The following is an 18,288-nucleotide window of genomic DNA, read 5'->3' as shown; positions in this document are numbered from 1 at the left end:
GCACTTTGCTAACACATAAACATATTAACCGTAGTATTTAAACTTATGGGTTAAATATTTAAAAAATTTGTTTAGAAATGCTATTTTATTAGAAAAATGCGGTGTATGCGTAAACTGCCAATATAACAAGCATCGCAACAAAGAATATCTGCTGACTTCTCATCATTTTTTTTCTTTTCTGAACAAATTCTTCTTTACATTTTTGTGAACAGAATGATTCTTCTGGGGGGATAGATAATCCGCAATTTACACAGTGTTTGTGTTTTTCCATTTTTATCACCAAGTTGTACTATTTAATTTGGAAAGTTTTAAATTATTATTAAATAGCTACTAAAAATCTTTTTTTCCCACAAAGGCTTTTCTTTTTTTAAAAGAAAAGGTCAGGGGGTAATTGTAGTTCCGTTATGATCTCCTGAAACCGATGCTAAAATTTCTTCAGGAATTCCTTTTACGACTATAGTTTTTAATTCTGCCCTATCAATAATTTTTGATGCCAATGGATCAACTACTCCTGATGATCCTGCACTCATTGAACTTGAACCAGTAATTTCTAAAAGTTCTTTTGTATTTATTTTATCAAGTTTTACCGCATCTTCATTGCATCTTGGATCCTTAGTATATACTCCATCAACATTTGTTGCAATAACGAGTAAATCCGCATCAATAAATTCTGCAAGAGTTGCTGAAACTGCATCTGTTGTGTGTGCAGGATGAGTTCCGCCCATCACAAGTATTTTATCCATATTTAAAATAAGTTCGGCATCTTTGAAATTTTCAGGAACCTGTTTTACTGCATCTTTTCCAAGTGCTGAAATTAATAACATGCTGTTCATTCGTGTTGCAAGGATACCTATTTCATCACAAAAAGATTCATTTGTAAATTCTCGCGCAACTGATATGTACTGCCTTGCAGTATTTCCTCCACCAACAACAACTGAAACCCGATGACCCATTTCTTTTAATTTTTTAAATGCTTTAGCATAATTTTGAATGTTTTCAGTTGACGCCCCTTCTTTAGGCATCAAGACTGATCCTCCAAGTGCAAAAACTACGTCCATGAAGTAACCTCAGTTCTATTTTGTAAGTTTTCAAAAAACAATAACTCTAAATTATCCTAAATAGTATAATCATTCATTATATAAAATTTTAGTTGAAAAATTCTCAAAAAAGAAAAATAAAAAAGTAACAATAAAGATAATTGATAACTGTAAGATCGAATCACAAAATCAAAGATTTGGATTGATATCTGATAAATACATTATCAATGACATTTTAAACGTGCAATCTTCCCTTAACGGGTAATTACATTTTTAAAGCCATTTTAATGTCTTCAACTTTAACAGTTTTTCTTCCAGCATGTTTGGATAAGTCTGCTGCTTCTTTAGCGATGTCCATCGCGATTTCTTCTAATGCTTCAACAAACATTTTTGCTGCATCTTCACTTACTCTTTCAGCACCTGCTTTTTTTAATATTCTTACTACTGGTGCAACTGGTAGTTCTGCCATAAAATCACCTCAATCTTTTACAGTTTTAATTTTGGAAAACTAAATATATAAATCTTTCGGAAAAAACCGCAGATGGCAAGCCTATACCAATATGAAATCTTGAATAAACTCAAAACCACAATGTAATTTATATTAGCTTACGTATAATATTATTAAGAATCCAAAAATCTTGAAATGAAATTACAGTTTGGGTGGTATCATCAATAATAAAAATATTCTTGAATGGACTGTATTTTTATTCGTTTTTCTTATTGTGTGGACACATGTCAATGTCGTGGTCTCAGACAGCATGGTTCCAGTAATGACGAGAGGCGATTTTGTAGTCGTGGAAAACTCATTATTTGAATTCGAGCCCGAAGATGTATCTTTAGGCGATATAATTGTTTATAGTGCCCATTGGACTAATGCTGGCGAAAATACAATAATAAATCAGGACTTATCGATAAATGGGCGAACCCTTGACTATTATGAAATAAATCCTAAAGAAAGCATAATCTATAATTTCCCGATACTTTCAGGATTTTCCCCAACAACTCCCGTAATCCACAGGGTAATTGATACATGGATTGATTCTGAAGGAAACAAATATTATGTTACAAAAGGGGACAACAACCCGACGTATGATCCTGAACTGATACGCACCGAGCAAATCAGACAAAGGGTGGTTAACTTAGATGGAGAACCATTTATAATTCCGTATCTTGGAAACCTTTCAATAATCTTAAAAGAGCATTTGATTATATTTGTGATATTATTTGTAATCTGGATGTATTATGATTACAGAAAAGAGAAAAATGCAAAAAACAAAGTAAAACCAAAAAATTATTAATTTAAATTAATTCTTTAAAATGTCTTAATAAGGATGGAGCTTTTGCAACTATTTTTACTGCAAGCTTTCCAACATCCACTTCTTCTAAATTTTCAGGTATTGAATCAGCAATTGCATTCAATTCCTCATCACTTAATTTTTGAAGGATTGTTTTGTATTTAAGGTCTTTCATCAATGGTTTGTAGTATTTTTCTTTCCATCTTTTTTCATAAGCACTTAAAAACTCTCTTGAATGGTCTTCTGCTTTGATACTTTGTGCAGCAACATCTCCTGCCATCAAACCACAAGACATTGAAAGGCCTATTCCTCCACCTGTAAGTGGACTAACGTGTCCTGCAGCATCTCCTACAACCATGATGTTGTCAGCAACTGTTTTTTCAATTGGGCCACCTACCGGATCCCCACCAACTTTGAACTCAACGGGAACTGCATTATCAAGCCTTCCTTTAACTAATGGATTAGTTAAAAACTCATCTAAGTAATCAATTGCTCTTTTTTTGCTATCAATGATGCCGATACCTACGTTTACGGTGTCACCTTTTGGAAATAACCAGATGTATCCTTTAGGACATATGTCACCAAAATAAAATTCCATCATTTCGTTGTCTAATAATTTTACATTGGTCATTTCGTATTCTGCACATGAACAGATTTCTTTATGACTTTTCTTTGATTTTAATCCAGCGTATTCTGCAATGTTACTTTCAACACCATCTGCAGCAATTACGATTTTTGTTTTAACAATGTATTCGTCCCCAAGGTAGTTTACAAATACGTTGTATCCATCATCTGTTTTTTCAATTCCTGTAACTCTGCTTTTGACTGCGATCTGCGTTCCTGCCTGCCCGCTTCTTATTGCGAGGTATTTATCAAATACTTTTCTTTCAACAACGTAGCCGTCCGTTTTTCCGCCTTTTACGACTACTTGTTTACCGTTTGGAGCGATTAAATATCCGCCCTTAATATACGATCTAACAAATGACGGATCTGGATTAATTCCAAAGTCTTCAAGTCTTGGAACTGCTTCAGCGCACCTGACCGGCGTTCCGATTTCTTGGGATTTTTCAAGTAAAAGTGTCTTTGCCCCATTTTTGGATGCGTTGTAAGAAGCCATACTGCCCGCAGGCCCTGCACCAACTACAACTACATCATAGCTATTGTTTAAAGCCCTCATGATTATTCCTCCAACGCATTTACGGGACATACAACTGCACATAGTTTACAGTTGTTGCACTTTTCTTCCTCAATGTATAATTTGTTTTCAATTAATTCTATTGCCATACTATTACATACTCCAACGCATGCCCCACAGTAGCCGCATTTGTTGTAATTTACTTTCATCGTATCACTTTTACCATTAGAATTATTATACAAATTAAAATCATCGTATAAAAATTATCCTCATTAGATTGTTGCATTAATCCTATTTAAAACCTTATTTCTGAATTTCTTTTAAACTTTGGAATCATCGCCATTATTACGGAATTTATACACAATTCTTCTCTTAAAATATTATCATCACTAAGAACTCCAATAAGCCCGTTCTTCTGCCCGATATTTTTTATTCCATAAGTTTCTTCTGTAACACTGCCGCATTCAAAACCTTCATCTATTTTATCGGAAATTTCTTTTGGAATTTGAAAACCTTGAGATGTTCCAACACTATAATCTAATCCATTATAAACAACACAAATATGAATATCCAGTTTTTTTTCTCCAATTTCTACCATTCCAGCTTCAATTCCAATTCCATAAACTGAGTTTACTTTTTCAAAAGCGCCCTTTGCCCGATTGTATGCACCTTTAAAAGTTTCTTCAAATCCGTTCGGCTGATTTGGTACTCCACTTTCAACATCACTGGGAGTTACAAGCATATTTCCAACAGTTTTGGCAATTGCTTTTTCTACGGCAGAAACTTTAACTGGATTTGTGCTTCCTACAGAAACTACTCTTAATTTATGTCCTGCAGGCCCTCCGCGGAGTTTTTGTGCTTCTTCCAAGCATTCTGGATTATCACATAGTAAACTTCCAAATCGATATGTTTTTGCAGGTTTGCCGCAAATATCGCAAAATCTCGATTCAAACATTAACTCACCAAAAATAATTACTTCGATATTTAAAAAATGAAAATAATGATTAAAAAAGATTATGATTTAGTTTGAGAGGACTTTTTTTGCAGCAGCAACTCCACCTTCTGCAGTGTAACCCAATTCTTTAAATGTAAGTTCGATAGCAGCCAAAGTTCCTAAAACTTGGTATTCTTTAGCTGAACCCATGTGTCCAACTCTGAATATTTTTCCAGCTAAGTGGGACTGTCCGCCAGCAACTCTTATGTTGTATTTTTCTGCGAGGAGTCCTCTGAATTTTTTGTCATCAATTCCTTCTGGGTATTTTGCTGAAGTAACTGTAACTGATCTTGCTTCTTCTTTTGCAAACAATTCAAGTCCCATAGCTTCTAAACCTGCTCTTGTAGCTCTAGCAAGTAAATCATGTCTTTTAACTCTGTTTTCAAGTCCTTCATCAAGTACCATTTCAAGAGCTTCGTTCATTGCGTAAGTTAATGAAACAGATGGTGTGTAAGGGGTTTCTTTTTTACTGTCCCATGATTTTTTGTATGCGTTTAAATCTAAATAGAATGATTTAGTTTCCGTTTTTGAAACAACATCCCATGCTTTTTCTCCAACAGTAATTGCAGCAAGTCCTGGCGGTGCAGCAATACATTTTTGTGAGCCTGTAACACAGATATCAATGTTGAACTTGTCTACATCTACGTAATCTCCACCAAGTGATGAGATTGTATCTACGATGTAAATTGCGTTAAAATCTTTTACAACGTTTCCTAAGTCTTCGATTGGGTTTTTAGCACCGGTTGAAGTTTCGTTGTGAACAACAGTCACTGCTTTCACATCTTCGTTTTCTTCGAGTAATTCTTTTAATTTTTGAGGATCTGCTAAACTTCCCCATTCCGGTTCGTATTTTATTGTGTCTGCTTTGTAAACTGATGAAATTTTGTAGAATCTTTCTCCAAAGTTTCCGTTTGTAATGTTTATTACTTTGTCGTCTTTATCTAATGTATTTGAAATAGCCATGTCCATTACAGCAGTACCTGAACCGGTTATAATATATGTGTCGTTTTTAGTTTGAAAGACTTCTTTCATTTTGTCGACAGTATCTTCAGTCAAATCTCCAAAGTCTTTTGTCCTGTGGCCAATAATTGGTAACGCCATGGTGTTTAAAACCCTGCTTGGAACCATTGTGGGGCCCGGAATCATTAACAGTTTTTCAGTATCCATCTGTTTCATTAAATCCCTCTATTTGACTTGTTGTTTCTAAATTCAATAATATTGATGAAATTTGATATATATTTCTATTATTTATATATTATCATAAATTTTAATTTTATTTAGCAAGCTGTTTTACTCTTTCTATCCTTTTTTTAATCAAACCAAGGGTACCAATGTCACTTCTGTAGTATACTTCGCCTTTAAAGTTTTCAATTGCCATTTGAGCGATTTTTTCAGCTTCTTCAATATTTTCTGAAATTCCAACAACCGCGGCACTTCTTGAGCCAGTAATGTATAATTTTCCATTTTTTTCGTTAATTGAAGCGTAGAACAATATTGCATCTGCATTTTCAATTGCTTTTTCGTCAACAGTCAATTCTTTGTTTCTTACTGGGTCTATCGGGTAACCATTTGGTACGACGTATTTACAAACAGTTGCTTTGTTTTCAAATTCAAGGTTTATTTTGTCAAGTTTTCCTTCGGCAATTGCGAAACAAACATCCAAAAAGTCTGTTTTTAATATTGGAAGTAAGTTCATGGCTTCAGGATCTCCAAATCTCGCGTTATATTCAATAATTTTTGGACCATCAGCAGTTAACATGAATTGACCGTATAAAAATCCATTATATGGGCCAACTTCTGAATTGATTGAACTGACAGTTTTTTCCATAATTTTTTCTGCCCTATCAAGCATTTCAGCAGATAAAAATGGTAATCCATGGTTTGGACAGGAGTACGAACCCATGCCTCCTGTGATTGGGCCTTCATCATTGTTGTATGCATGAGGGTGGTCTTGAACAGCAGGCATGAATACGATATTTTCGCCATCTACAAATCCGTGAAGTGTAAATTCAACACCAACAAGTTTTTCTTCGATAATTATGTTTCCGCCACCAATGCTTTTATCGAATACTTCTTTTGCGTAGATTTTAGCTTCTTCATTATCTTTTAACTGTTCACCAACGACTTTTACGCCTTTTCCGCCGGTAAGTCCTGCTGGTTTTACAACAACGTCTTTTCCTAACGAGGTCATTTCATCGATAAATGTTTCAAGATCATTTCCATATTCATTAAATGCAGCATATCTTAAAGAACCGTCGATTTCATATTTTTTAAATAAGTTTCTCATGAATTCTTTGCTTGTTTCAATCTGTGCAGGAAGTTTTTTTGGACCAACTGTTGGAATACCCATTTCTATGAGTAAATCTGCAGCTCCAACTCCAAGGGGCGCTTCAGGACCGATTACTGCAAGTTCAGGTTTAATTTTTTCCGCAAACTCTTTTATTGCAGGAACATCGGTTTCACTGTTAAATGATACTTCATCGGAGATTGCATATATCCCCGGATTTTTATTTTTCATCAAAGTATAGAGTTCCACGAGTTCGTTTTTTTTAAGGGCCATTGCAATTGCATGCTCTCTAGCCCCTCCGCCAATAAGTAAAACTTTCATACAAACCACCATTTCGATTATTTTAGCTAAAAAAATATTTTAAAAATATATTAATGTTAGTATTTTTAATTTTTGAAAATGGAAATGATTTATTCAGTTTTTTCTTTGTACTATTACAATAAATAAATTATCCATGATTAAACTGAAAAAATAGAAAAATAAATAATAAAAATGTATTTTAAAATAGGTTAAATCTCAGAAACTTCGTCTAAATCGATTTCCTGATATTCTTTGTCTTTTGTATTTAATATTGCAACTGTTGGTTTTCCTGTTAAGTATCCGCAACACTCTCCAGGGTTTATTACTAAAACTCCGTCGATTTCTTCAAACTGTCTTTCGTGGGTGTGTCCGTGAATTACTACATCGTATTCTTTTGATTTAATCACTGCTTCGAGAATTGGCGCATGCGTTCCGTGAAGAACAAAGAATTTATGGCCGTCTGTTTCAAAACTAACATAATTTTCAAGTTCATTATCAGGATCGATTTCCTTCAACCATTCTTTTAGCAGGGTTTTTTCACCGTCATTGTTTCCCAAAACTCCAACGATTTTTGAGTTTAAGTTCTCAAACTCTTTTATTACAAACAATGATACGAAATCACCACAGTGAATAACCATATCGACTTTTTCGTCGTTAAAAACAGCGATAGCCTTTCTAATGTTTGGTAAATGGTCGTGTGTATCCGACATTATTCCAATTTTCATATAACTCACCAATATTAACAAGATAATTAAACAATAAAACAAAATATAAAATAGAAAATCAGATATTTAAAGCTTTAATCACAGGGAGCATTCCTTCAACAGTATAATTTTTTTCAGGCATCAAAGAATCGAATCCAAAGGAATCAACGTTTTTCTTTGTTATCGGGCCAATCGAGACAACATGTTGCTCTTTTAAAAGTTCTAAAAATTCTGGTCTACAGTGTTTAAAGAAGTTTTTTGCAGTAAGTCCACTTGTAAATGTTAAAATTACTTTTTTATTATTTTTATTTTCAGAAATAACTTGTTTTTCAAGTTCTTCTAATTTTTTAGATATGTTTTCTGGTTCTTCAGAGCTGTAAACAAAAATTAAGTCTGCGTTTAATCCTTCTTTTAAGACATCTCTCGTTGAAGGGGTTGTTGGAACAAGAACCCCTTCACCAGGTTTAACCTGCTTTTCAAGTGCTTCAAGCAAATTTTCTGCAGTATAAAGATCAGGAATAACGTAAACTGGTTTTTTAAAGATTTTTTCAAATTCTTTTGCAGTTTCAATTCCTATTGCACCTATTTTTTTAGTTAAAACCTTTTCAATATCTTTTGAAGTTAAATTTTTAAAAAAACCTTCAATTCCCCTAGGGCTTGTAAAAACTATCCAGGAATACTTTTCAAGATTTATTTCAGCTTTTTTAAAAACCAGTTCAAGTGTAGGAATAATTATTGTTCCAAAACCTGCATTTTCAAGCATTTCTGAAAAATCTTTTCCCTTTTCAAGAGGTCGTGTAATTACAACTTTCATATGGCACCAAAATCGATTAAATCTTTTTCATATTCAAATCTCTTAAGTAAGCCCTTAATTTTTCAATATTTTCTTCAAAATATTCCATGTCTTCCAAATCCCTTAAAATTTCTTCGCCCATGTAAACTCCTGCAGAAACCTTATCTGCAAGTAATCTACTATGGTTTACGTCGTATTTTTCATACAATAGTTTTAAATCTCGTTCCATGTCTTCAAGTTCTTCTTTAAAGACTCTTTCCATGGAGTTTACAATGGTTTTATCGTCAACGGTAATTAGATTGCCAGTTCCTTTCATAATATCATCTTTTTACTTTTAAGAATCATTTTAATTTTATTTTTTTAATTATAAATAACTTTTTTTATTGATTTTTTGAATGGAGAATGCTGGAGGATTTTTTAAACTCAATCGTGGCTTTTTACAATTGGATTACTCATGGGAAAACTATATATTTCTTAAAACAATATCATTATTGTAGTTTTTAGCGGCATTTATCTTTTTTAAACTTTAATAATTTGGAAATTTACCTGAGGTGAGATTTTGTTAAGAAACATGGACGATTCGTTTGATATATACGAAATAAAAGCAAGACAGGTACTCGATTCAAGAGGAAATCCTACTGTGGAAGCTGAAGTTTTAACTGCAGGTGGGGGATATGGACATACAATTGTTCCAAGCGGTGCTTCAACAGGAACTTTCGAAGCAGTTGAATTAAGGGACGCTACTGAAAAATACGGCGGAAAAAGCGTATTAAATGCAGTTTCAAATGTAAATGATATTATTGCACAGGAATTAATCGGTGAAGATGCAAGAAACCAGAGATTAATTGATCAAATAATGATAAACTTGGACGGAACTGAAAATAAAGGAAATTTGGGTGCAAATGCAATTTTAGCAGTTTCACTTGCAGTTGCAAAGGCTGCAGCAGACACTGCATCACTTCCACTTTACAAGTACATTGGTGGATGCAACGCATATGTAATGCCTGCTCCAATGATGAATGTGTTAAATGGTGGCCAGCACGCAGGAAACGCGCTTGATTTCCAGGAATTCATGATAATGCCTGTTGGCGCAGATTCATTTGCAGAAGCTGTAAGAATGTGTGCTGAAACGTACCAATCTTTGAAAAAAGTAGTTGCTGAAAAATACGGAAAAGATGCCGTAAATATCGGTGACGAAGGTGGATTTGCACCTCCTGTAAAAACAATCGATGAAGCTCTTGCATTACTTTTAGAAGGCGTTAAAAGAGCAGGATATGAAGATGAAATCGTATTCACGCTCGATTCGGCAGCAAGTGAATTTTACGATGAAAAATCCGGTTCATATATCGTTGCAGGGGAAAAAGTTTCAACTGATAAATTAATCGATATTTACAAAGAAATGGTTGCACAGTACCCGATTGTTTCAATTGAAGATCCATTGTTTGAAGAAGATTTCGAAGGATTTACAAAAGCAACAAAAGAATTGAAAGGAATTCAGATTGTTGGTGACGATTTATTTGTTACAAACACGAAAAGACTCAAAAAAGGAATTGAAATGGGTGCTTCAAATTCACTTCTTTTGAAAGTAAATCAGATTGGAACTCTTTCAGAATCAATCGATGCTGCAAACATGGCATTTAGAAATGGCTACAGTTTGGTTGTTTCACACAGAAGTGGTGAATCAGAGGACTCAACAATTGCAGATCTCGCAGTTGCACTAAATTCAGGTCAGATAAAAACAGGAGCTCCTGCAAGAGGAGAAAGAACTGCAAAATACAACCAGTTAATAAGAATAGAAGAAGAACTCCAGATTTCAAAGTACGCTGGAAAAGATTTCAAAGTTCCATTTTAATTCTATTTTTTAATATTTTTCATTTTAAATTGTAATTTTTTCAATACTTTTATCGAATTTTAATTTAATTTTATATATCTTAATTTACGAATATCACTGGGCAAAGAATAAAAACAAAAAATACATATTATTTTAAAATCATTATCAATAATGTCAATTATTGCCGGATTGGTGGTTTGTAATGGAGATTAATCACGATTATAGAGTAAAACTTTTTGATGAATTAGGTTTTGAAAGAAAACAGTGTACGGAATGTAACCAATGGTTTTGGACACTCGATAAAGACAGGACTACGTGTGGAGACAGTCCTTGTGACGAGTATTCATTTATTGGAAGCCCAATAACCAGTAAAAAGTATACTTACAACGAAATGGTAAAGGAATTTACAAACTTCTTTGCTGAAAAGGGGCACAGCCCTGTAAAAAGATCTCCCGTAGTTGCAAAAAGATGGAGAGACGATATTCTTTTAACTATTGCATCAATTGCAGTATTTCAGCCATGGGTTACAAGTGGACTCGTAAAACCTGTAAAAAATCCGTTAGTAATTGCACAGCCATGCATTAGGCTTAACGATATTGATAATGTTGGAAGAACTGGAAGACACTTAACCTGCTTTACAATGGGTGCACACCACGCATTCAACTCAAAAGACGAGTACAAGTACTGGACAGATAAAACTGTTGAATACTGTTTTGAATTAATGAAAAGACTTGGAATCGATGAAAAAACGGTTACATTTATCGAAAGCTGGTGGGAAGGCGGAGGAAACGCTGGACCTTGTTACGAAGTAATAACACATGGTGTTGAACTTGCAACACTTGTTTTCATGCAGTACAAAAAAGTTGGAAACGATTACGAAGAAATTCCTTTGAAAATTGTTGATACGGGATACGGAATCGAAAGATTTGCATGGGCTTCACAAGGAACTCCAACAGTTTACGAATCTTTATTTTCAGAAGTAATTGAAAAATTAAAGAAAGATGCAGGAATTCCTGAAGTTGACGAAAAAATAATGGCCGAAAGTGCAACTCTTGCTGGATTAATGGACATTGAAAATGTCGGTGATTTAAGAGTTTTAAGGCAAAAAGTTGCTGAAAAAATCGGAATGGATGTAGATGAGCTTGATAAATTAATAAGCCCGCTTGAATACATCTACGCGATTGCTGATCACACTAGATGTCTTTCGTTCATGTTTGGGGATGGAATTGTACCTTCAAATGTAAAAGAAGGATACCTTGCAAGACTCGTTCTAAGAAAGACATTAAGATACATGGAAAAAATCGGAATCTCAATGTCTATCAAAGATATAATTGCAATGCAGCTTGAAAACATGAAGGAAATTTATCCTGAATTGAGTGAAATGAAAGAATACATCATGGATGTTTTGGATTCTGAAGAGAAAAAATACATTCAAACTGTGAACCGTGGAAGGGGAATCGTTGAAAGAATGGCTGTTTCAAAGTCTGAAATTACTCTTGACGATTTAATTGAATTATATGACAGTAATGGAATTCCTCCCGAAATTGTAAAGGATGTAGTCGACGAAATAAATAAAAAAGGAAAGAAAACCATCGCAATTACGGTTCCAGATAATTTCTACACGATTGTTGCAGAAAGACACGAGGAAGAAAAACCTGAAGAAGTAGTTTCAACGAAAAAAGAACTTCCAGAACTTGAAGTTTCCGAAACTGAACTTTTATTCTTCAAACATCCAACACAAGTCGAATTTGAAGCTAAAGTCTTGAAAACAGTTGAAAAATACGTTTTACTTGACAAAACACTCTTCTACGCTGAAGGTGGAGGTCAAAAGTACGATATTGGTCAATTAAATGGAATAGAAGTTTCAGATGTCCAGAAAAAGAATGGAATCGTATTCCACAAGGTTTCAGATATTTCAAAATTCAAAGAAGGCGACACTGTAAAAGGTACGCTAAACTGGGAAAATAGGCTTAAATTGATGAGAAACCACACTGCAACGCACGTAATAAATGCGGCAGCAACAAGAGTTCTTGGAAAACACATATGGCAGACTGGTTCAAACGTTGATACCGAAAAAGGAAGACTTGATATAACTCACTACGAGAGAATTTCAAGAGAACAGGTAAAAGAAATCGAAAGAATTGCAAATGAAATTGTTCTTTCAAAAATGCCTGTAAATTCCACATTTATGGATAGAAACGATTCAGAACAAAAATATGGCTTTACAATCTACCAGGGCGGTGTAGTTCCGGGAGATACTTTAAGAATAATTGAAATCGAAGGAACTGACGTTGAAGCATGTGGTGGAACTCACTGTAGCAACACTTCAGAAGTTGGATACATTAAAGTTTTAAAGACCGAAAGAATTCAAGATGGTGTTGAAAGACTTGAATATTCAACAGGAATGGGTTCAGTTTCGGAAATTGCAGTTCTTGAGGATATTTTAATCGATTCTGCTGAAATTTTGGGAATTCCAAATGACCAGCTTCCAAAAACTGTTAAAAGATTCTTTGAAGAATGGAAAGAACAGAAAAAAACGATTGAAGAACTCCAGAAAAAAGTCGGTGAACTTGTTAAATATGAACTTGCCGATAAATTCGAAAAACACGGAGATTATGAAGTTTTAGTTGAACAAGTCAGCGGAACTCCAAACGAGTTGATGTCAATTGCAGACAACCTTGCAATTGGGAATAAACTCATAGTTTTAATGAATGAAAACGACTACCTCTTATGTAAAAGAGGAGAAAACGTTGAATTAAGCATGAAAGAATTAATCAGAAATATTGGAAAAGGTGGGGGTAAAGATAACCTCGCACAAGGAAAATATTCTGAAACAAAGGAACAAATCACGGAAAAAATAAGCCAGATTTTAAATAAATAATTTTATTTCATTTCTGTTTTTGATAAATATTAGGTGCTAAAATGTTCATACCCGCTCATATTACAGGTTTTTTCAAAATAACTAGACACGAAAATTTACTAAAAACCGGATCAACTGGTGCAGGAATTACTCTAAACAGGGGTGTATCCACAAAACTGGTTGAAGGTTCTGGAAACGTTTATTTTAACGATGAAAAAATAGATTTATGTCCATCAAAAGATGTTATTCATTATTTGGGGCTGAAAAACGAATTAAAACACGATATAATTTATACTTCCGATTTTCCGCTTGGTTGCGGTATGGGAACATCAGGATGCTGTGCACTTGGTGCGGCATACGAACTGAGTTCAACATACAACTTTAAGAACCTGCAAAATGATATTGATAGAAGTGATTTAAATAATCAAAAAAATGAATCGGATGTACCGGAACTCGTGAAAATTGCTCATAAGGCAGAAGTGCGATGTAATACGGGTCTTGGTGATGTTATAGCACAGCACACGAAAGGCTTTGTTATTCGAAAGAGCCCAGGATTTCCGCTTGGCGTAGAAAGCATTAAAATTAAGAATATGGGCGAATACAATATTTTGGTAGATATATTTGGCAAAAAGGAAACTGATACAGTAATTAATGATCCATCATGGATTGAAAAAATAAACAATACTTCAGACGAATTACTTGGAAAATTGTTGGAAAAACCAACGCTTGAAAATTTCATGGAATTATCTTACTACTTTGCAAAAAACACAGGACTTGCATCCGAAGAAATAGTCGAGATATGTGATGATTTAAGCTTTACTGCGGGAGCTTCTCAGGCAATGCTTGGAAATGCGATATTTTGTATATGTAAAGGCGAAGAATTAAACGATGCAGTTTCAATTTTATCCAATCCAGTAGTTTGTAAAATTTACAAATAAAGGTGTAAACATGATGTCTACAGTAAAAGTTCTTTTATTGATGGCACTTTTAACAGGAATGATTTACGGAATTTGTTATATGCTTGGGTTCCCCCCGATATTTGCAATACTTTTAGCACTAATTCCAAATTTAATAAGCTATTTTTATAGCGATAAAATAGTTCTAAAGAGCTATGGTGCAAAAATGGTGGAAGAAAGTGAGGCACCAAATTTACACAGAATTGTCGAATCAATAGCAAACAGGGCAAATATTCAAAAACCAAAAGTTGCAATAATTAATACTGATACTCCAAATGCATTTGCAACAGGAAGAAGTCCTAAAAATGGGGTAGTTGCAGTTACTACAGGAATACTACAACTTTTAAATGAGCAAGAACTCGAAGGGGTTTTAGCACACGAAGTTGGACACATAAAGCACAGGGACATATTAATTGGAACGATAGTTGCAACAATGGCTGGAGCAATAATGTATATTGCAAATTTCTTACAATGGGGCATGTTATTTGGATATGGAAGAGATGACGATGGAAATCCAATGCAGCTTGTTGCATCATTGCTTTTCATAATCCTGGCTCCAATTGCAGCAATGGTTATTCAATTTGCAGTTTCAAGGCAAAACGAATTTACTGCTGACGAAAGCGGTGCAAGATATTCAAACCCAATTTATCTTGCAAATGCACTCACAAAACTTGAAAAAGGGGTTAAATACCATCCTTTAAAAAATGGAAGCCCTGCAACTGCGCACATGTTTATTGTAAATCCTTTTAAAGCAGGAAACGTTGCAAGATTATTTTCAACGCACCCTTCAACAGAAGAACGGGTAAAAAGATTGATGGAAATGGCAAGTAATCCTAAATATTTAAGATAAGGCGATTTAATGCAGCTTGGACTTACTGTAATTGCGGAAGACCGTGTAGGAATACTCTATCGGTTAACAGGAATAATTTCGGAAGTAAATGTAAACATAGTGTACACTCAGCAGTTTATTGTCGGAGAAAATACTGGTTTAATCTACATGGAACTTGATGGCGTTGAAAACGAGGAAGATCTGGTTAAAAGACTCGAAAAATTAGAATTTGTAAAAAAAGTTGAAACTCACAAAACCATGAAGAAAATATTTGGTAAGAGAGTTTTGATATTTGGGGGGGGCGCTCAAGTAGCTCAAGTTGCAATGGGTGCAATAAGCGAAGCTGACAGGCACAACATCCGTGGGGAGCGAATAAGTGTCGACACAATGGCAGTTGTTGGGGAAGAAAACCTTGCAGATGCTATTTTAGCAATAAAAACACTTCCAAGAGCAGGAGTTTTGGTTTTGGCAGGGTCCTTGATGGGTGGAGAAATTACAAAAGCTGTTGGGGAAGTAAAAAAAGACACAAATATTCCGGTAATTTGTTTAAACATGTTTGGAAGCCTTCCAAAACTTGCAGATTTAATTGTAACTGATCCGTTACAGGCAGGAGTTATTGCAGTAATGACTGTTGCAGATACTGCTAAATTTGATCTAAATAAGGTTCGCGGAAAAATACTTTAATTTTATATTATTTTTTACTATTTTTAGGTGATTATATGATAAAAACTGTTGTTGGTAGTTATCCCGTAGTTAAAGGGCGACCTGACTCGATTTTTGATAAACTTAAGAAATTTTTTGGAAAATATGATGAATACGAAAATTCAATAAAAAGGGCGCTAGATGATCAAATAAGTGCCGGAATTGATATTTTAAGCGACGGCCAAGTCAGGGGCGACATGGTCGAGATATTTGTATCAAATATGTATGGTTTTGAAGGTAGGCGAGTTGTCAATAGAGTTGAATTTGTAAAACCAATCACTTTAAACGACATAAAATATTCTCTAAAATATATTTCAAAAAAAGACCCTCAAAAAGGAGTAAAAGGAATAATTACTGGAGCATGCACGTTAGCTTCATCCATCCGAGTTGAAAATTATTACGCAGATAATAAAGATGAAAATTTAATTTACGATTTAGCAAGGACCTTAAACAAAGAAGCACTTTCAATTCAAAATTATGTAAAAATGATACAGTTTGACGAGCCAATTCTTTCAACTGGATTATATGACCTTGAAGTTGCGAAAAAAGCAATGGATATTCTTACTTCCGGAATAAATGTCCCCGTTGCAATGCACGTTTGTGGAGACGTTTCAAAAATATTTTACAAATTAAATGAATTTAATGTGGATATTTTAGACCACGAATTTGCATCCTGTAAAAACAATCTTGAAATATTAAACGAAATTACAAAAAAAGTTGGTTTTGGGTGCATAAACACCAAACTTAAATCCGTAGATTCTGTCGACGAAGTAAAAGCATTAATAAGTGAAGGAATAGAAATATTAAAGAACAATTCTAAATTTGGAGATTCAATAAATGATTCTGTCATAATTGACCCAGACTGCGGTATGAGATTACTTCCAGTAGATGTTGCATACGCTAAATTAAATAATATGGTTACTGCAGCAAATGAGATAGAAAAGGATTTAAGTTAAGCTTTTAGGGTAAGATACGATGTCAAAGCCAATTTCAACTAATTACAGAATATATTTGCTAATTACTTTAATTTTTTGTTCGATAAGTGCTGTTGATTCATATCGTTTTAATGAGTATTCCGTTCAATATACTATCGATCAAAACGATAATTTTTACGAAACAATAGATTTGGAAATTTACAACAACAATTCCGATGATTTATATGATATTAGCTATAGTATTCCTCAAGAAACTTCAAATCTGACTTTTAATTCTTCTAACGGGATCGACTCTTATTCAATAACTACCGATGATGAGGGCGTAACTGAAGTTATTGTAAGCTTGGCTGAACCAATAGGCCCATGGCAAAGCGGGGATTTAATAATTAGTTTTACAGGACAGGTTTCAGATCTTAGTGGAAAAAAACAGGTATATATTATAGTTCCCGCACATGATTCAGACTTTAAACTATCTGTGCAACTTCCAGAAGGGGCTGCAATTGTGTCTCCTGTAAAAGATGTTCTAAGTATAAGCCCTAAGGATTATGCTGTCGGAACGAACGGTAAAAGTATTTTTGTTGAATGGGAAAAAGAATTAACTTCTGAAGAGAAATATTTTGAGGTTACAATAAACTATGTACTGACAAGTGCAATTGCTACAATAACTACCTGGGAAAGTAACGAAGAGTTATACCGTGCAGTAAGTACTGTTTTAGGGGTACTCGTAGTTGCATTAATATTTTTTATATATCGAAATTATAACAAGGTAAAAATGATAAATGAACTCCAAAACGAGATAATTGGATTAAATAAGGGGCTAGAAATATCGCAGCTTAATTTACAAAATAAAACCAAGGAAATTAGGAGATTGGAAGAATTAAATGAACATGTTTTAAAAGAACTGGATTTATCAAAGAATACCTTGAAAGAATACGAATTAAAAATTACTGAATTAAAAGAGAACATAATTCAGTTTAAATCTCAGATTGAAAATTATGTTAAGCTAAAAGAAGAATTAAATTCAAAAAATATCGAAATTAAAAATTTAATGTCTTACAAAAAATTATCCGAAGAATTAAATTCAAAAATTGCTGAATTAAATGAAGTTTTAAAAGAAAAAGAAGGGTATATCTTAGAATTAATGGATAGAATTGGCGATTATGAATCCCATAAAAGTGAAACACTAATGAATATTTTAACTGATGAAGAAAAAGGATTAATTGAATTAATTAGGGAACATGGATCTATTTCTCAGAAAGAAATTGTTGATATAACAGGACTTACTAAACCTAAAGTTTCGAGGACGATTTCCGATCTAGAGCAGAGAGGAATTGTTAGGAAAGTAAAAATAGGAAGAATTAACAAAATTGCCCTTTCAGAAGATTTAGATGGTTCAATTTAAGAATTCTTCTTCAAATATTCACTTTTTTATGCAAAACTATATTTGTAATGGAATGCTATTTTAAATTATAAATTTCAATGTTTGAATTAAGGATTTATTAATATACTATAATTGTTAAATTGAAATCGAACAATTAAGGAATGAAGATTGGAGTTTAACTTATTGAAATTAATCAAAAATCCAATTTTTCAATTTTTATCATTTTTAAGAGATTAAGACGTTAAATTA

General features: G+C 33.7%; 19 protein-coding genes. 8 read left to right on the top strand and 11 right to left on the bottom strand.

All coding sequences use genetic code 11. The features are described 5' to 3' along the window. Positions 1-88: 88 nt before the first annotated feature. The 3 genes from MMARC5_RS06345 to MMARC5_RS06335 all read right to left on the bottom strand — a co-directional run bounded on the left by MMARC5_RS06345 (position 89) and on the right by MMARC5_RS06335 (position 1,506). A complete protein-coding gene (locus MMARC5_RS06345; RefSeq protein ID WP_011869004.1) occupies positions 89-271 on the bottom strand; it encodes a DUF2116 family Zn-ribbon domain-containing protein in 183 nt (60 codons plus the stop codon). A 109-nt stretch (positions 272-380) separates the two neighbouring features. Then, positions 381-1,058 carry a UMP kinase gene (gene pyrH / locus MMARC5_RS06340; protein WP_011869003.1) on the bottom strand — a complete coding sequence of 226 codons (678 nt, stop codon included), beginning with the start codon at positions 1,056-1,058 and terminating at the stop codon, positions 381-383. A gap of 244 nt (positions 1,059-1,302) precedes the next feature. Beyond that, entirely contained in the window at positions 1,303-1,506 is a 204-nt protein-coding gene (locus tag MMARC5_RS06335) for a histone family protein (RefSeq protein ID WP_011170330.1), read from the bottom strand. A 253-nt stretch (positions 1,507-1,759) separates the two neighbouring features. Here MMARC5_RS06335 and MMARC5_RS06330 point away from each other — a divergent pair, with 253 nt between their 5' ends. Beyond that, a complete protein-coding gene (locus MMARC5_RS06330) occupies positions 1,760-2,335 on the top strand; it encodes a S24/S26 family peptidase (protein WP_011869002.1) in 576 nt (191 codons plus the stop codon). 1 nt (position 2,336) lies between these two features. Here the strand turns inward: MMARC5_RS06330 and MMARC5_RS06325 are convergent, their stop codons facing one another. The 8 genes from MMARC5_RS06325 to MMARC5_RS06290 form a co-directional block, all read right to left on the bottom strand. Then, entirely contained in the window at positions 2,337-3,509 is a 1,173-nt protein-coding gene (locus tag MMARC5_RS06325; RefSeq protein WP_011869001.1) for an NAD(P)/FAD-dependent oxidoreductase, read from the bottom strand. A gap of 2 nt (positions 3,510-3,511) precedes the next feature. Then, positions 3,512-3,676: a 4Fe-4S binding protein gene (locus MMARC5_RS06320; protein WP_011869000.1), complete on the bottom strand. Its 165-nt coding sequence runs from the start codon at positions 3,674-3,676 to the stop codon at positions 3,512-3,514. Between the two features lie 86 nt (positions 3,677-3,762). Beyond that, positions 3,763-4,422 (bottom strand): inosine/xanthosine triphosphatase, encoded by a 660-nt coding sequence (gene yjjX, locus MMARC5_RS06315; protein ID WP_011868999.1) that lies wholly within the window; start codon positions 4,420-4,422, stop codon positions 3,763-3,765. Between the two features lie 66 nt (positions 4,423-4,488). Then, entirely contained in the window at positions 4,489-5,637 is a 1,149-nt protein-coding gene (locus MMARC5_RS06310) for a pyridoxal-phosphate-dependent aminotransferase family protein (RefSeq protein ID WP_011868998.1), read from the bottom strand. Between the two features lie 97 nt (positions 5,638-5,734). Beyond that, on the bottom strand, positions 5,735-7,069 hold the full coding sequence (gene purD, locus MMARC5_RS06305; protein WP_011868997.1) for a phosphoribosylamine--glycine ligase: 1,335 nt from the start codon (positions 7,067-7,069) through the stop codon (positions 5,735-5,737). A gap of 188 nt (positions 7,070-7,257) precedes the next feature. Then, entirely contained in the window at positions 7,258-7,773 is a 516-nt protein-coding gene (locus tag MMARC5_RS06300; RefSeq protein WP_011868996.1) for a metallophosphoesterase, read from the bottom strand. A 58-nt stretch (positions 7,774-7,831) separates the two neighbouring features. Then, entirely contained in the window at positions 7,832-8,566 is a 735-nt protein-coding gene (locus tag MMARC5_RS06295) for a uroporphyrinogen-III synthase (RefSeq protein WP_011868995.1), read from the bottom strand. Between the two features lie 16 nt (positions 8,567-8,582). Then, the gene (locus tag MMARC5_RS06290) at positions 8,583-8,861 is read right to left on the bottom strand and encodes a hypothetical protein (protein ID WP_011868994.1); all 279 of its coding nucleotides are present in this window, start codon (positions 8,859-8,861) and stop codon (positions 8,583-8,585) included. Between the two features lie 243 nt (positions 8,862-9,104). Here MMARC5_RS06290 and eno point away from each other — a divergent pair, with 243 nt between their 5' ends. From eno to MMARC5_RS06255, 7 genes are all read left to right on the top strand, one after another. Next, positions 9,105-10,397, top strand: coding sequence for a phosphopyruvate hydratase (gene eno, locus MMARC5_RS06285; protein ID WP_011868993.1), 1,293 nt, complete (start codon positions 9,105-9,107; stop codon positions 10,395-10,397). Positions 10,398-10,578: 181 nt separating this feature from the next. Continuing rightward, positions 10,579-13,257: an alanine--tRNA ligase gene (alaS, locus tag MMARC5_RS06280; RefSeq protein ID WP_011868992.1), complete on the top strand. Its 2,679-nt coding sequence runs from the start codon at positions 10,579-10,581 to the stop codon at positions 13,255-13,257. A 41-nt stretch (positions 13,258-13,298) separates the two neighbouring features. Continuing rightward, positions 13,299-14,174, top strand: a complete 876-nt coding sequence (locus MMARC5_RS06275; RefSeq protein ID WP_011868991.1) for a pantoate kinase — start codon at positions 13,299-13,301, stop codon at positions 14,172-14,174. A gap of 10 nt (positions 14,175-14,184) precedes the next feature. Beyond that, the gene (locus MMARC5_RS06270) at positions 14,185-15,042 is read left to right on the top strand and encodes a zinc metalloprotease HtpX (protein ID WP_011868990.1); all 858 of its coding nucleotides are present in this window, start codon (positions 14,185-14,187) and stop codon (positions 15,040-15,042) included. Positions 15,043-15,051: 9 nt separating this feature from the next. Further along, positions 15,052-15,705: a DUF5612 domain-containing protein gene (locus MMARC5_RS06265; RefSeq protein WP_011868989.1), complete on the top strand. Its 654-nt coding sequence runs from the start codon at positions 15,052-15,054 to the stop codon at positions 15,703-15,705. Positions 15,706-15,740: 35 nt separating this feature from the next. Further along, the gene (locus MMARC5_RS06260; protein ID WP_011868988.1) at positions 15,741-16,679 is read left to right on the top strand and encodes a methionine synthase; all 939 of its coding nucleotides are present in this window, start codon (positions 15,741-15,743) and stop codon (positions 16,677-16,679) included. Positions 16,680-16,698: 19 nt separating this feature from the next. After that, positions 16,699-18,060 carry a helix-turn-helix transcriptional regulator gene (locus tag MMARC5_RS06255; RefSeq protein ID WP_011868987.1) on the top strand — a complete coding sequence of 454 codons (1,362 nt, stop codon included), beginning with the start codon at positions 16,699-16,701 and terminating at the stop codon, positions 18,058-18,060. Positions 18,061-18,288: the final 228 nt, after the last annotated feature.

The sequence above is a fragment of the Methanococcus maripaludis C5 genome, from assembly GCF_000016125.1.
Classification (GTDB): domain Archaea; phylum AGJL01; class Methanococci; order Methanococcales; family Methanococcaceae; genus Methanococcus; species Methanococcus maripaludis_D.
The sequence above is the reverse complement of the archived record's forward strand: the minus strand, read 5'-3'. Positions and strand labels throughout refer to the sequence as shown.

Excerpts from the sequence above, each read along its gene's own strand:
- MMARC5_RS06265 (WP_011868989.1), top strand. The coding sequence starts at position 15,052 with ATGCAGCTTGGACTTACTGTAATTGCGGAAGACCGTGTAGGAATACTC.
- alaS (WP_011868992.1), top strand. The coding sequence starts at position 10,579 with ATGGAGATTAATCACGATTATAGAGTAAAACTTTTTGATGAATTAGGT.
- MMARC5_RS06270 (WP_011868990.1), top strand. The coding sequence starts at position 14,185 with ATGATGTCTACAGTAAAAGTTCTTTTATTGATGGCACTTTTAACAGGA.
- MMARC5_RS06335 (WP_011170330.1), bottom strand. The coding sequence starts at position 1,506 with ATGGCAGAACTACCAGTTGCACCAGTAGTAAGAATATTAAAAAAAGCA.
- pyrH (WP_011869003.1), bottom strand. The coding sequence starts at position 1,058 with ATGGACGTAGTTTTTGCACTTGGAGGATCAGTCTTGATGCCTAAAGAA.
- MMARC5_RS06300 (WP_011868996.1), bottom strand. The coding sequence starts at position 7,773 with ATGAAAATTGGAATAATGTCGGATACACACGACCATTTACCAAACATT.
- MMARC5_RS06255 (WP_011868987.1), top strand. The coding sequence starts at position 16,699 with ATGTCAAAGCCAATTTCAACTAATTACAGAATATATTTGCTAATTACT.
- MMARC5_RS06260 (WP_011868988.1), top strand. The coding sequence starts at position 15,741 with ATGATAAAAACTGTTGTTGGTAGTTATCCCGTAGTTAAAGGGCGACCT.
- MMARC5_RS06275 (WP_011868991.1), top strand. The coding sequence starts at position 13,299 with ATGTTCATACCCGCTCATATTACAGGTTTTTTCAAAATAACTAGACAC.
- MMARC5_RS06310 (WP_011868998.1), bottom strand. The coding sequence starts at position 5,637 with ATGAAACAGATGGATACTGAAAAACTGTTAATGATTCCGGGCCCCACA.
- MMARC5_RS06295 (WP_011868995.1), bottom strand. The coding sequence starts at position 8,566 with ATGAAAGTTGTAATTACACGACCTCTTGAAAAGGGAAAAGATTTTTCA.
- MMARC5_RS06290 (WP_011868994.1), bottom strand. The coding sequence starts at position 8,861 with ATGAAAGGAACTGGCAATCTAATTACCGTTGACGATAAAACCATTGTA.
- yjjX (WP_011868999.1), bottom strand. The coding sequence starts at position 4,422 with ATGTTTGAATCGAGATTTTGCGATATTTGCGGCAAACCTGCAAAAACA.
- MMARC5_RS06320 (WP_011869000.1), bottom strand. The coding sequence starts at position 3,676 with ATGAAAGTAAATTACAACAAATGCGGCTACTGTGGGGCATGCGTTGGA.
- purD (WP_011868997.1), bottom strand. The coding sequence starts at position 7,069 with ATGAAAGTTTTACTTATTGGCGGAGGGGCTAGAGAGCATGCAATTGCA.
- MMARC5_RS06345 (WP_011869004.1), bottom strand. The coding sequence starts at position 271 with ATGGAAAAACACAAACACTGTGTAAATTGCGGATTATCTATCCCCCCA.
- MMARC5_RS06325 (WP_011869001.1), bottom strand. The coding sequence starts at position 3,509 with ATGAGGGCTTTAAACAATAGCTATGATGTAGTTGTAGTTGGTGCAGGG.